Annotated in this window: 7 protein-coding genes; 5 read left to right on the top strand and 2 right to left on the bottom strand. The window is 64.4% G+C overall.

What is annotated here, in order from left to right:
• Positions 1-165: 165 nt before the first annotated feature.
• Positions 166-5,148, bottom strand: a complete 4,983-nt coding sequence (locus RT131_RS02545) for an NAD-glutamate dehydrogenase domain-containing protein (protein ID WP_313169951.1) — start codon at positions 5,146-5,148, stop codon at positions 166-168.
• Positions 5,149-5,394: 246 nt separating this feature from the next.
• Here RT131_RS02545 and RT131_RS02540 point away from each other — a divergent pair, with 246 nt between their 5' ends.
• Genes RT131_RS02540 through RT131_RS02530 form a run of 3 tightly spaced genes read left to right on the top strand, consistent with a single transcriptional unit; the run spans position 5,395 to position 10,415 of the window.
• Positions 5,395-6,057 (top strand): TetR/AcrR family transcriptional regulator, encoded by a 663-nt coding sequence (locus RT131_RS02540; protein WP_313169949.1) that lies wholly within the window; start codon positions 5,395-5,397, stop codon positions 6,055-6,057.
• On the top strand, positions 6,057-7,238 hold the full coding sequence (locus tag RT131_RS02535; RefSeq protein ID WP_313169947.1) for an efflux RND transporter periplasmic adaptor subunit: 1,182 nt from the start codon (positions 6,057-6,059) through the stop codon (positions 7,236-7,238). Before RT131_RS02540 ends, RT131_RS02535 begins: the two co-directional genes overlap by 1 nt.
• A 12-nt stretch (positions 7,239-7,250) precedes the next feature.
• On the top strand, positions 7,251-10,415 hold the full coding sequence (locus tag RT131_RS02530; RefSeq protein WP_313169946.1) for a multidrug efflux RND transporter permease subunit: 3,165 nt from the start codon (positions 7,251-7,253) through the stop codon (positions 10,413-10,415).
• Positions 10,416-10,559: 144 nt separating this feature from the next.
• Here RT131_RS02530 and RT131_RS02525 read toward each other — a convergent pair whose 3' ends face one another.
• Entirely contained in the window at positions 10,560-11,708 is a 1,149-nt protein-coding gene (locus tag RT131_RS02525; RefSeq protein WP_313169944.1) for an acyl-CoA dehydrogenase family protein, read from the bottom strand.
• Between the two features lie 127 nt (positions 11,709-11,835).
• On the opposite strand from RT131_RS02525, the gene RT131_RS02520 reads away from it, so the two are divergent.
• Positions 11,836-12,765, top strand: coding sequence for a metalloregulator ArsR/SmtB family transcription factor (locus tag RT131_RS02520; protein WP_313169942.1), 930 nt, complete (start codon positions 11,836-11,838; stop codon positions 12,763-12,765).
• A gap of 21 nt (positions 12,766-12,786) precedes the next feature.
• Positions 12,787-13,866, top strand: coding sequence for a homocysteine S-methyltransferase family protein (locus tag RT131_RS02515; protein ID WP_313169940.1), 1,080 nt, complete (start codon positions 12,787-12,789; stop codon positions 13,864-13,866).

Raw genomic sequence — 13,866 nt, 5'->3', positions numbered from 1 at the left:
CGGGAGAGGGGCTACAGCTGCAATTGCGCAGAATGCCTGCGCTCGCGGTGGACTAGCCCCTCTCCCGCCTGCGGGAGAGGGGTTGGGGTGAGGGCAAGCTCTTGATTTCTCCAAAAGAAAACGGGCCCTTTCGGGCCCGTTCTCCAAAACCAACAACCTGCCGACTTAAGCGCCGTGCGCCGCCAGCTGGCCCAGACGCTGCACCGCCACCGACACGGTCGGGTAGTCCAGGGTCTTCTGCTCGGCCAGCTCGGCCAGCATTGCCAGGGTGAAGCGCAGGCCGCTGTCATCACGGCCCAACCACGCCGCCACCTTGGCCTCGGCAGTTGCGCCCTTCATCGACAGCACCTGGCCGGTCAGGGCACGCTGATGCGCCGCCAGCTCGTCGCGCAGCACGCCACGGGCCACCGCATGCCAACGGCCGTTGACCTCCAGCGCATCGATCTGCTCGAACAGCCACGGCATCTGCAGGGCTTCGCCCAGGCGGAAGTGAACCTTGGACACGTCGACCGGCTTGAGCTTGCGCGGACGCGCCAGTTCAATGATGTCGAACGCCGGCTCCAGGAACTGCAGTTCGGACAGCTGCTGTGCCAATGCCGCCGGCAAGCCCTTCTCCTTCCATGCCACAACGCTGGCCTCGTAGGCCGGGCGCTGCGAATCCGGCAGCACGCCCGAGGCAACGCGGATGTCGTTGAACGGGCCCTGGTAGCGATCCACCGCGGCAGTGATACCCGGCATCGCGCCCGGACGGGTCAGCAGCCAACGTACGAACGAGCGCTGCAGCTTCCAGATCACTTCCAGCGCATCCACCTGCACCGCTTCCGGCAAGGTGCCGTCGAGCGCATCGATCTGCGCCCACAGTGCACGTGCATCCAGTGTTTCACGGCTGATGGTGTAGGCCTTGGCAACCTCGGCCACGGTGCGGCCGGTGTCTTCCTGCATGCGCATCAGGAAGGTGGCGCCCATGCGGTTGATGGTCTGGTTGGTCACGGCCGTGGCGATGATTTCGCGCTTCAGGCGGTGACGTTCCATCGCATCGGCGTACTTCTTCTGCAACGGCTGCGGGAAATAACGCAGCAGTTCCTTGGACAGGTACGGATCTTCCGGAATGTCCGAGTCCAGCAGCTGCTGGAAGGCCACGATCTTGGAGTACGACAGCAGCACCGCCAGCTCCGGACGGGTCAGGCCCTGCCCGCGCAGCTTGCGTGCCGACAGCTCGGCGTCGGACGGCAGGAACTCGATCTGGCGATCCAGCAGGCCCTGCTTCTCCAGCGTGCGGATGAAGTGCTGCTTGGAACCCAGGCGCTTGCTGCTCATCCGCTCCATCAGGCTCAGCGCCTGGTTCTGGCGGTAGTTGTCCATCAGCACCAGCTCGCCCACCTCGCCGGTCATCGAGGCCAACAGCTTGTTGCGCTGGTCCACGGTGAGCTTCTTGGCGCGCACCACGTCGTTGAGCAGGATCTTGATGTTGACTTCGTGGTCGGAGGTATCCACACCGGCCGAGTTGTCGATGAAGTCGGTGTTGAGCAGCACGCCAACCTGTGCGGCCTCGATGCGGCCGAGCTGGGTCATGCCCAGGTTGCCACCCTCGCCCACGATCTTGCAGCGCAGTTCGCCACCGTTGACGCGCAGGCCGTTGTTGGCACGGTCGCCAACATCGGCATTGGTCTCGGTTGCCGACTTGACGTAGGTACCGATACCGCCGTTCCACAGCAGGTCAACCGGTGCCTTCAGCGCGGCATTGATCAGGTCGGTCGGGTTCATCGCCTTGATGCTGGCGTCGATGCCCAGTGCTTCACGCACTTCCGGGGTGATCTCGATCGACTTGAGCGAGCGCGGATAGATGCCGCCGCCCTTGCTGATCAGCTTGCTGTCGTAGTCCGCCCAGCTCGAGCGGGGCACCTTGAACATGCGCGCGCGTTCCTTGAACGAGCTGGCAGCCACCGGGTTCGGGTCGAGGAAGATGTGGCGGTGATCGAAGGCGCAGACCAGGCGGATGTGCTCGGACAGCAACATGCCGTTGCCGAACACGTCGCCGGACATGTCGCCGACGCCGACCACGGTGAAGTCCTGCTTCTGGCAGTCACGGCCCAGCGCACGGAAGTGGCGCTTGACCGACTCCCACGCACCACGCGCGGTGATGCCCATGCCCTTGTGGTCGTAACCCACCGAACCACCGGAGGCGAACGCGTCGTCCAACCAGAAACCGTGTGCACGGGCGATGCCGTTGGCGGTATCGGAGAACGTAGCGGTGCCCTTGTCGGCAGCTACGACCAGGTACGGGTCGTCCATATCATGACGCACCACGCCCTGCGGCGGCACGATCTTGTTGTTGACGATGTTGTCGGTGATGTCCAGCAGGCCGTTGATGAAGCGCTTGTAGCAGGCCACGCCCTCGGCGAACCAGGCGTCACGGTCCACCGCCGGATCCGGCAGCTGCTTGGCGAAGAAACCACCCTTGGAGCCGACCGGCACGATCACGGTGTTCTTCACCATCTGCGCCTTGACCAAGCCCAGCACTTCGGTGCGGAAGTCTTCGCGACGGTCCGACCAGCGCAGGCCACCACGGGCCACCGGGCCGAAGCGCAGGTGGGTACCCTCCACGCGCGGGCCGCACACGAAGATCTCGCGGTACGGACGCGGCTTGGGCAGGTCCGGCACCTTGGCGGCGTCGAACTTGAAGCTGATGTAGTCGGCCGGACCACCGTCGGCACGCACCCCATCCTTGCGCACCAGGTAGTAGCTGGTACGCAGGGTGGCTTCGATTACGCCGATGAAGCTGCGCAGGATGCGGTCTTCGTCCAGGCTGGACACGCCGTCCAGCAGCTTGACCAGCACCTCGTGCACCAGCGCCATGCGCGCATCACGGTCGCTCTTGCGCGCCTTGACCACGCCATCAAGCAGCTTGAGGGTGGCAGCGTCGTCACCGGCCAGCAGCTTGAACTGGGCCAGCTGCGCGTCCAGCACTGCCTTGTCGGCCGACGGGGTCGGCTCGAAGCGGGCTTCGAACAGTTCCACGATCAGGCGCGCCAGCAGCGGGTAGCGGTTGAAGGTGCCTTCCACATAGGCCTGCGAGAACGGCACGCCGATCTGCAGCAGGTACTTGCAGTAGCCACGCAGCATCGACACCTGGCGCCAGTCCAGGCCGGCGCCCAGCACCAGGCGGTTGAAGCCATCGTTTTCGGCATCGCCGTGCCAGACGCGTGCGAAGGCGTCGCTGAAGGCGGCATTGGCATGGGCCGGGTCGATCGTGCCGATGGCCGACTCGACTTCGAAGTCCTGCACATACACCGGTGCATCGTCGACCATCAGCTTGTACGGGCGCTCCGCCATCACGCGCAGGCCCATGTTTTCCATCATCGGCAGCACGTCGGACAGCGGGATGTCCTTGAGCTGGCGGTACAGCTTCAGGCGCAGGCCATCGACGTCGTCGCGGCGGATCGCCTGCAGGCTCAGGCGCAGATCGTCCGGACCGGTCAGCGCGTCCAGCTGGGCCACGTCGGCCGCAGCGATTTCAGCGCTGGAATCCTCGATGTAACCGGCCGGCAGGGCCTTGCCGATACGCGAGGCAATGCGCAGGCCTTCGCCTTCGCCATGGCTGCCGACCAGCGCTTCGCGCAGATCGTCCTGCCAGTTGCGCAGCACGTGGGCCAGGCGCTTCTCCATGCCTTCCACGTCCAGCTCCAGGCTCTGCCCGGCCTTGGGGCGCACGATCAGGTGCACCTGCGCCAGCGGCGAGTCACCCAGCACCACGCTGGAATCGACGTATTCGCCCTGCAGGGCGTCCTTGAGCATGCTTTCCACGCGCAGGCGCACGTCGGTGTTGAAGCGCTCGCGCGGCAGGAACACCAGCGCCGAGATGAAGCGGCTGAACTTGTCGCGGCGCAGGAACAGGCGGCTGCGCACGCGCTCCTGCAGGCCGAGCACGCCCATGGCGGTGCGGAACAACTCGTCTTCACTGGACTGGAACAGCTCTTCGCGCGGCAGCGACTCCAGGATGTGGCGCAGTGCCTTGCCGCTGTGGCTGGACAGGCTCAGGCCCGAACGCGCCATCACGTTCTCATAGCGCTGGCGCACCAGCGGGATCTCCCACGGGCGGCGGTTGTAGGCGCTGGAGGTGAACAGGCCGAGGAAGCGCTGCTCGCCGATGATCTTGCCCTTGGCGTCGAATTCCAGCACGCCGATGTAGTCCATGTAGCCGCCGCGGTGGATATGCGAGCGGGCATTGGTCTTGGTCAGGATCAGCGCGTCATGCAGGCTGCTGGTGGCGTTGAGCCCTTCGGCTGCCAGGCCCTTGACCGGGCGTGCGACCATCGTGTCCTTGCCGCGCATCAGGCCCAGGCCGGTGCCGTTCTGGGCCACCAGCACTTCTTCCTTGCCCTTCTTTTCCACCTTGTATTCGCGGTAGCCAAAGAAGGTGAAATGGTTGTCGGCGGCCCAGCGCAGGAACTCCTGCGCCTCGGCGCGCGATGCCTTGCTCACCGGCAGGGTACGCTTGCCCAGGTCGTCGGCCAGCGCCAACGCCTTGTCGGTCATCGGCTGCCAGTCATTGACGATGGCACGCACGTCATCCAATGCGGCGGTCACGCGCTTGGCAACCGCGTCCAGCGCCTCGGCCGGCTGGCGATCGATTTCCAGCAGCATCACCGATTCCAGCTTGCCCTCGCCCACGCCGCTGAGCTTGCCGGCCTTGTCGCGCGCGATGCTGATCACCGGGTGGCCCAGCACGTGTACGCCGATGCCCTGCTCGGCCAAGGCCAGCGTCACCGTGTCTACCAGGAACGGCATGTCGTCGTTGACGATCTGCAGCACGGTATGGGCCGACTCCCAGCCGTCCGCCTTCAGCGTCGGGTTGAACACCCGCACATTGGCCTTGCCCGGCTTGCGGGTGCGGGCGAATTCGAGCATGCCGGCGGCCAGCACCGCCCAATCATCGGCCGAGTGCAGGGTGAACTCATCGGCTTCCATGCGCTTGTAGAACGCCGTAGCAAAAGCCACTGCCTGCGCCTGTGCGGCCGCAGCGGGATAACGCTTCCGCAAGGCTGCAAATACCGGTTCTAGCGAGAGGCCGGCTTCTGCGTTGTTCTGCTTCACAGCCGGTTTGGATTTCGTCTTTGCGGACTTGGCAGCACTGTTTTGCGATTTCATGGCAGAGCTTTGGGTGTTGCTCGGTTGGAGAAACCGCGATTGTATCGCTGGTAACAAAAAGAACCTTGCTGCAGGGCCGCATTATCTGCATCGCAATCACGAGTCGAACGCGGGCAACCGCCGCGATTTCACTGATGGCCGATCACACGACAATGTCCGCCACCTGAATCTCATTCGCTCACCGGGCACAGTGAAAGACGAATTACGTTGCGGGGTTTCTAAACTGGACGGTATAGTCCAATGCTTATGCAAACCCCCTCTGCCCCCCCCGCGCCAATCGACGCGCGCGACGAGCGCGTGTTCGAAGCCGTGCGTGAGCTGTTGGCGAAGCAGGGAATACGCCTGAGTATGGATGCGATTGCCGCCGCTGCAGGCTGCTCCAAGCAAACGCTGTACAGCCGCTACGGCTGCAAACGCGAATTGCTGCGGCAGGCAATGCGGCTGCATGTATCCCACGCGACTGCTGCCCTGTCGGTATGCGACGAGAAACCGCTGGACCAGACCGTGCTCGATTTCGCCATCGGCTACCTCGAACATCGCAACAAGCCCAACGTCCGTCGCACCGCGCAGTTGATCGGCGCCAGTGTCCACGAGTTCCGTGATGAAGCACGCTTCATGTACCAGGGAAGCACGGAGGCCCTCCGCAACCACGTGGCTGAATGGATGCAAACCGAGATGCAGCGCGGGCGGCTGAAGCATGACGACCCGCAGTTCATGGCCGAGCTGCTGATCAGCATGATTGCAGGCCAGGATTTTGAACGACAGCGCTTTCACACCCCCTACCGCGATGATCCACAGCAGCGTCGCCGCTGGGCCGAATTTGCCACCGACGGTTTTCTACGTGCCTTTGCCTGCACCTACCACGCCGCCGCAGCTCCAAATAAAAACAACACCCGGAGTTTCTCCTGATGACCGCCCCACTCCGCCTCCTCGCTCTCACCTGTGCAGCGACACTGAGCCTTGCCGCCTGTAAGAAACCGCAGGAGCAAGCCGCCCCTCCTCCGCAGGAAGTCGGTGTGGTAGATGCCAAACCGCAGACCCTGCCCCTGCAGCGCGAGCTGGTCGGCCGCCTGTCGCCGTACCGCTCCGCCGACGTCCGCGCCCGTGTCGCCGGTGTGCTGCAGAAGCGCGTCTATGAAGAAGGCAGCACGGTCAAGGAAGGCCAGGTACTGTTCCTGATCGACCCGGCACCGTTGCAGGCCGCGCTGGCCTCCGCCGAGGGTGCACTGGCCTCGGCCCGCGCCACTTACGCCAACGCCCGCGCAACCGCCAACCGCGCCCGCTCGCTGGCACCGCAGAGTTATGTGTCCAAGTCCGACCTGGACAGTGCCGAGGCCGCCGAGCGCTCCTCCGCCGCCGCCGTACAGCAGGCCGAAGCAGCGGTCACCACCGCCCGCATCAACCTTGGCTATGCCCGCGTCACCGCTCCCATCGCCGGCCAGGCCGGCAAGCAGCAGGTCACCGAAGGCGCGCTGGTCGGCCAGGGTGATGTGACCCTGCTGACCACCGTGGACCAGATCGACCCGCTGTACGTGAACTTCTCGATGACCGCCGACGAACTGAGCCTGCTGCGTGCGGCCCAGGACAAGGGCGCGGTGGCACTGGCCGGCGACGGCAAGACCACAGTGCAGGTCAACCTGCCCGATGGCAGCGCCTATGCGCACGAAGGCACCCTGGACTTCTCCTCGACCACGGTTGATCCGGCCACCGGCACCGTGTCGCTGCGTGCGCAGTTGCCCAACCCGGACCACATCCTGTTGCCGGGCTCGTTCGTCAGCTTCAAGGCCAACCTGGGCGAGCGCAACAATGCCTTCCTGGTGCCGCAGCAGGCCGTGCAGCGCGACACCCAGGGTGGCTATGTGCTGATCGTTGGCAAGGACGGCAAGGTCGCACGCAAGAACGTCACCCTGGACAACCAGCAGGGCGGCAACTGGCTGGTCTCTTCGGGACTGGCCGCCGGCGACCAGATCATTGTTTCGGGCATACAGAAGGTCAAGGAAGGCGCACCGGCCACGACCAAACCCTGGCAGCCCGACGCCGCCAAGCCTGCCGCGGCAGCGCCGGCGGCAGCACCGGCAAAGAAGGAATAACGGGAAGCCGTCATGCCTAAATTTTTCATCGAGCATCCCGTCTTCGCCTGGGTGGTGGCGATCCTGATCTCGCTTGGCGGCGTGATCTCGATCCTCAACCTGGGTATCGAGTCCTACCCCAGCGTGGCGCCACCGCAGGTGACCGTCACCGCCAACTACCCGGGCGCCAGTGCGTCCACCGCGGAAAAATCGGTCACCCAGGTAATCGAACAGCAGCTGACCGGCATCGACAACCTGATGTATTTCAGCTCGTCGTCGTCTTCCACCGGCCGCGTCACCATCACCCTGACCTTCGACAGCGGCACCGATGCCGATATCGCCCAGGTGCAGGTGCAGAACAAGGTGTCGCTGGCGACCCCGCGCCTGCCCTCGGAAGTGACCAAGCAGGGTGTGGTGGTGGCCAAGGCCAACGCCGGCTTCCTGATGGCCATCGGCGTGCGTTCGGATGACGGTACGGTTGACCGCGATGCGCTGAACGACATCGTCGGTGCACGCGTGCTGGAACAGGTTTCGCGTGTTCCCGGCGTCGGCAGCACCCAGCAGTTCGGCTCCGAATACGCCATGCGCGTATGGCTGAACCCTGAAAAGCTGCAGGGTTACCATCTGTCGGCAACCGACGTGTACAACGCCATCGGCACCCAGAACCTGCAGTTCGCTGCCGGCTCAGTGGGCGGCGACCCGGCCCCCAACGGCCAGGCCTTCACCGCCACCGTGGCAGCCGAAGGCCGCTACAGCTCGCCGGAAGAGTTTGAGAACACCATCCTGCGGGCCAACAATGACGGCAGCGTGGTCAAGCTCAAGGACGTGGCCAAGGTCTCCTTCGGTGCGTCCAACTACGGCTTCGACACCAAGTACAACGGCAAGCCGGTGGCGGTGTTCGCCATCCAGCTGCTGCCCGGTGCCAATGCACTGGATGTGTCCGAGGCCGTGCGCGCGAAGATGGACGAACTGGCCCCGAGCTTCCCGCCTGGCGTCAGCTGGTTCACTCCCTACGACAGCACCACCTTCGTCACCATCTCGATCGAGGAAGTGGTCCACACCCTGGTCGAAGCCATCATCCTGGTGTTCCTGGTGATGCTGGTGTTCCTGCAGAACTTCCGCGCCACCATCATCCCCACCCTGGTCATCCCGGTCGCCTTGCTCGGCACCTTCATGGGCATGCTGGCCATCGGCTTCACCATCAACCAGTTGACCCTGTTCGCGATGGTGCTGGCCATCGGCATCGTGGTCGATGACGCCATCGTCGTCATCGAGAACGTCGAACGCATCATGACCGAGGAAAAGCTCGACCCGAAGCCGGCGACGCAGAAAGCCATGGGCCAGATCACCGGCGCCGTGGTGGCGATCACCGTGGTGCTGGCGGCAGTGTTCATTCCGTCCGCCCTGCAGCCGGGTGCCTCGGGTGAGATCTACAAGCAGTTCGCCTTGACCATCGCCATGGCGATGGCGTTCTCGGCCCTGCTGGCATTGACCTTCACCCCGGCGCTGTGTGCCGCCTTCCTCAAGCCCACCCACAACGACAACCCGAACTGGGTCTACCGCACCTTCAACAAGTACTACGGCAAGCTGGAAAAGAGCTATGTCGGCACCGTCGGCGGCGTCATCAAGCACTCCCCGCGCTGGCTGATGGTGTTCGCCCTGCTGCTGGTGTTGTGTGGCTTCCTGTTCACCCGTCTGCCGGGCAGCTTCCTGCCGGAAGAAGACCAGGGCTATGCACTGGCCATCGTGCAGCTGCCACCGGGCGCTACCAAGACCCGTACCAGCGCCGTGTTCGACCAGCTGCTGGGCACCTTGCAGGACGAAGAAGCCTTTGAAGGGCTGATGCAGATCACCGGTTTCAGCTTCATCGGCGCCGGCGAGAACGTGGGTATGGCCTTCGTCCGCCTCAAGGACTGGGACGAGCGCAAGGAGACCGCGCCCGAGTTCATCCAGAAGATGAACAAGAAGGCCTACGGCATCAAGGATGCACAGATCTTCTTCGTCAACCTGCCGACCGTGCAGGGCCTGGGCCAGTTCGGCGGCTTCGACATGTGGCTGCAGGACCGTGCCGGCGCCGGCCAGGACGCCTTGATGGATGCGCGCAACACCCTGCTGGGCGCAGCCAGCCAGGACAAATCGCTGGTGGGCGTACGCCCGAACACGCTGGAAAATGCACCGCAGCTGCAGTTGAAGGTTGACCGCGTGCAGGCCCAGGCCATGGGCGTGTCGGTCAATGATGTCTACACCGCCATCCAGATGATGCTGGCGCCGGTGTACGTCAACGACTTCTTCTATGGCGGCCGCATCAAGCGCGTCAACATGCAGGCCGACGCCGCTTACCGCACCGGCCCGGAATCGCTGAACAGCTATTTCGTGCCCAGCTCGCTGAGCAAGGACTCCACCGGCCAGCCGGCGATGATCCCGCTCAGCGCGGTGGTCAAGTCGGAGTGGATCTACGCCCCACCGGCATTGAACCGCTACAACGGCTATTCGGCGGTCAACATCGTCGGCGCCCCGGCCCCGGGCGGCAGCTCCGGCCAGGCCATGAACACGATGGAACGGCTGGTGCATGACGACCTGCCGGTAGGCTTCGGCTTCGACTGGTCGGGCATGTCCTACCAGGAAATCCTCGCCGGCAACGCCGCCACCCTGCTGATGGTGCTGTCGATCGTGGTGGTGTTCCTGTGCCTGGCGGCACTGTACGAGAGCTGGTCGATCCCGGTGGCGGTGCTGCTGGTGGTGCCGGTCGGCATCCTTGGTGCGGTGGTGTTCTCGCTGCTGCGCGGCCTGCCGAACGATCTGTACTTCAAGATCGGCATGGTGACGGTGATTGGTCTGGCGGCGAAGAACGCGATTCTTATCGTCGAGTTCGCGGTGGAACAGCGTGCGGCCGGCAAGACCCTGCGTGAAGCGACCATCGAAGCGGCGCATCTGCGTTTCCGTCCGATCCTGATGACCTCGTTCGCCTTCATCCTCGGCGTGCTGCCGATGGCCATCTCCACCGGTGCCGGCGCTAACGCCCGTCACTCGCTGGGTACCGGCGTGATTGGCGGCATGTTGTTCGCCACGGTGATCGGCGTGCTGTTGATTCCGTTGTTCTTCGTCACCGTACGCCGCGTGCTGGGTGACAAATTGGACGAACAGTCCAAGGAATTCATCGAACAACACAAGGTGCATGCGATCCAGAAGGACCGCTGATACGAAAAGCCCCGGCATTGCCGGGGCTTTTTTTTATGGCTTTGTGTAGTGCCGAGCCATGCTCGGCAAGGGGCATTACCGGTAAAGCTCCTGCCGAGCATGGCTCGGCACTACATCAGGGCATTGCCCGGCATTACCGGGCGATCAGCGCACGCCCGTCTCGTTGCGTGCAATCACCAGACGCTGGATCTCCGAGGTGCCTTCATAGATCTCGGTGATCTTGGCATCGCGGAAATAGCGCTCCAGCGGCATCTCCTTGGAATAGCCCATGCCGCCGTGGATCTGCACCGCCTGGTGGGCGATCCACATCGCCGCTTCCGATGCGGTCAGCTTGGCCACCGCAGCCTCGGTGGAGAACCGCTTGCCCTGGGCCTTGGTCCAAGCCGCACGCAGGGTCAACAACAGGGCGGCGTCCAGCTTGCACTTCATGTCAGCGATCTTGGCCTGGATCATCTGGAAGCTACCGATCGGCGCACCAAACGACTTGCGCTCACGCACGTATGCCAGCGATGCCTCATAGGCCGCCCGGGCAATACCCACCGCCTGCGAGGCGATGCCGATGCGGCCCGAATCCAGCAGGCTCATCGCGATCTTGAAGCCCTCGCCCTCGTTGCCGATCACGTCCTCGGCCGCCGCCACATAGTCCTGGAACTCGATCTCGCAGGTAGCCGACGCGCGCACGCCCAGCTTGGGCTCGGTCTTGCCGCGGCCGAAGCCCGGCTTCTGCGTGTCGATCATGAAGGCGGTGATGCCGCGCGAGCCCTTTTCCGGCTCGGTCATCGCGAACAGCACGATGTAGCGCGCCACCGGGCCGGAGGTGATCCAGCTCTTCTGGCCGTTGATCAGGAACGAACCATCAGCCTGCTTGACCGCGCGACAGCGCATGGCGGTGGCATCGGAGCCGGACTGCGACTCGGTCAGCGCGAACGCACCGATCTCGCGGCCTTCGGCAATCGCGCGCACATAGGTCTGCTTCTGCGCCTCGGTGCCGTAACCGAGCACCGCATTGCAGAACAGCGAGTTGTTGACCGACATGATGGTGGCGTGCGCCGCGTCGGCCGCCGATACCTCGATGATGGCCAGCACGCTGGAGACCGGGTCCATGCCCGAGCCGCCGTATTCCACCGGCACTTCGATGCCCATCAGGCCGTTTTCGCCCAGCAGCCGGATGTTCTCCAAGGGGTACTCGCCGGTGGCATCGAAATGCTCGGCGCTGGGGGCAATCTTCTCTTTGGCGATGCGACGCGCGACGTCCTGCAGCATCAGCTGCTCGTCGGAATAACTGAAATCCACAACACCCCTCCCAGGGTCTGATCAAGTTGCGATTGTAACCATCGCAGCCGCATTCAGCCTATGCATCGCCTTGACCGAAACCGGCAACAAAGCGAAAATATCTCTATATCGCGATAGGTAGATATTTATGGATCTGGAAGACTGGTCAACCCGTCTGAAAGTGTTCGCCGATGCAACGCGCGTGCGCTTGCTGACCCTGCTGGAACAGGAAGAACTGACCGTGGCCGAGCTGTCGGCCATCACCACGCTGGCACAGCCGCGTGTCTCCACCCACCTGGCAAGGCTCAAGGAAGCCGGCCTGGTTCGCGATCGTCGCGCCGGCGTCTCGGCGTATTACCGTTTCGACGAGGCGGCATTGGACGCTGCGCAACGTGCATTGTGGCATGCGCTGAGCAGCGGCAGCGACGATCCGCTGCTGCGCCAGGACGCCGAGCGCGTGCCGGCAGTGCTGGCCATGCGCGCCGCTGACCAGAACTGGGCCGACAGCGTCGCCGGTGACATGGAGCGCCATTACTCGCCGGGCCGCACCTGGGAAGCGATGGCGCGCAGCGCGCTGCCGCTGCTGGAAACCGGCGACGTGCTGGACATCGCCTCCGGCGACGGCGTGCTGGCTGAGCTGCTGGCCCCGCATGCACAGCGCTATGTCTGCATCGACACCAGCGCCCGCGTGGTGGCCGCCGCCAGCGAACGCCTGCGCAAGCTGCCCAATGTGGAAGTGCTGGAAGGCGACATGCACAAGCTGCCGTTCGCCGATGCCAGCTTCGACCTGGTGGTGCTGATGCACGCCCTCACCTACGCCAGCCAGCCGGCCAAGGCCGTGGCCGAGTGTGCACGCGTGCTGCGCCCGCAGGGCCGGCTGATGCTGTGCAGCCTGGCCCGCCATGAACACAAGGTCGCGGTCGAGGCCTATGGCCACGTCAACCTGGGTTTCACCGGCAAGGAGCTGCGCAAGTTCGTGGAGAAGGCCGGCCTGGAGGTCTCCAGCCTGGAGACCGTCACCCGCGAAAAGCGCCCGCCGCACTTCGAAGTGATCTCCCTGATCGCCCACCAACCCTGATCCACCTTTTCGGCCCGCCCTATGCAAGCCCTCCCCTGGCTACACCCCGATCGCGTCGGCAAGCTGCTCGACGCCCTGGCCCAGCGCATCCTCATCATCGATGGCGCGATGGGCACCATGATCCAGCGCCATCGCCTGGAAGAAGGCGACTACCGGGGCGAGCGCTTCGTCGACGGGTTCGACAGCCAGCACGTGCATGGGCCGTCCTGCGGGCATGACCTGAAGGGCAACAACGATCTGTTGCTGCTGACCCGGCCCGACGTCATTGCCGGCATCCACACCGCCTACCTGCAGGCCGGTGCCGACCTGGTCGAAACCAATACCTTCAACGCCACCTCGGTCAGCCAGGCCGACTATCACCTGGAACACCTGGTCTACGAGTTGAACAAGGCCGGCGCCCAGGTCGCGCGCCAGTGCTGTGACGCGGTGGAGGCGACCACGCCGGACAAGCCGCGCTTCGTGATCGGCGTGCTGGGCCCGACCAGCCGCACCGCATCGATCAGCCCGGACGTGAACGATCCCGGCTTCCGCAACACCAGCTTCGACGCGCTGCGCGCGACCTACCGCGAGGCCATTGAAGGCCTGATCGATGGCGGTGCCGACACCTTGATGGTGGAAACCATCTTCGACACGCTCAATGCCAAGGCCGCGCTGTTCGCGATCGAGGAAGTCTTCGATGCACGCGGCGGGCGCCTGCCGATCATGATCTCCGGCACCATCACCGATGCCTCCGGCCGCACCCTGTCCGGGCAGACCGCCGAAGCCTTCTATGCCTCGGTCTCGCACAGCCAGCCGCTGTCGATCGGCTTCAACTGCGCGCTGGGCGCCACCGACATGCGGCCGCATGTAGAAACCCTGTCACAGGTCTCCACCGGCTACGTCAGCGCCCACCCCAATGCTGGCCTGCCCAACGCCTTCGGCGAGTACGACGAGACGCCCGAGGAAATGGCAGCCACGCTGAAGGAGTTCGCCCAATCGGGCCTGTTGAACCTGGTGGGCGGTTGCTGCGGCACTTCGCCCGATCACATCCGTGCCATTGCCGAAGCCGTTGCGGGCTTGCCGCCGCGTGCGTTGCCAATGGCTGCAGACAAGGCCGCATGA

Origin of the sequence: Stenotrophomonas sp. (genome assembly GCF_032066555.1) — a bacterium.
Lineage (GTDB): Bacteria > Pseudomonadota > Gammaproteobacteria > Xanthomonadales > Xanthomonadaceae > Stenotrophomonas.
The sequence above is the reverse complement of the archived record's forward strand: the minus strand, read 5'-3'. Positions and strand labels throughout refer to the sequence as shown.

What these genes read in the sequence shown, in the direction of transcription:
- RT131_RS02545 (WP_313169951.1), bottom strand. Translation starts at nt 5,148, where the DNA reads ATGAAATCGCAAAACAGTGCTGCCAAGTCCGCAAAGACGAAATCCAAA.
- RT131_RS02540 (WP_313169949.1), top strand. Translation starts at nt 5,395, where the DNA reads ATGCAAACCCCCTCTGCCCCCCCCGCGCCAATCGACGCGCGCGACGAG.
- RT131_RS02535 (WP_313169947.1), top strand. Translation starts at nt 6,057, where the DNA reads ATGACCGCCCCACTCCGCCTCCTCGCTCTCACCTGTGCAGCGACACTG.
- RT131_RS02530 (WP_313169946.1), top strand. Translation starts at nt 7,251, where the DNA reads ATGCCTAAATTTTTCATCGAGCATCCCGTCTTCGCCTGGGTGGTGGCG.
- RT131_RS02520 (WP_313169942.1), top strand. Translation starts at nt 11,836, where the DNA reads ATGGATCTGGAAGACTGGTCAACCCGTCTGAAAGTGTTCGCCGATGCA.
- RT131_RS02515 (WP_313169940.1), top strand. Translation starts at nt 12,787, where the DNA reads ATGCAAGCCCTCCCCTGGCTACACCCCGATCGCGTCGGCAAGCTGCTC.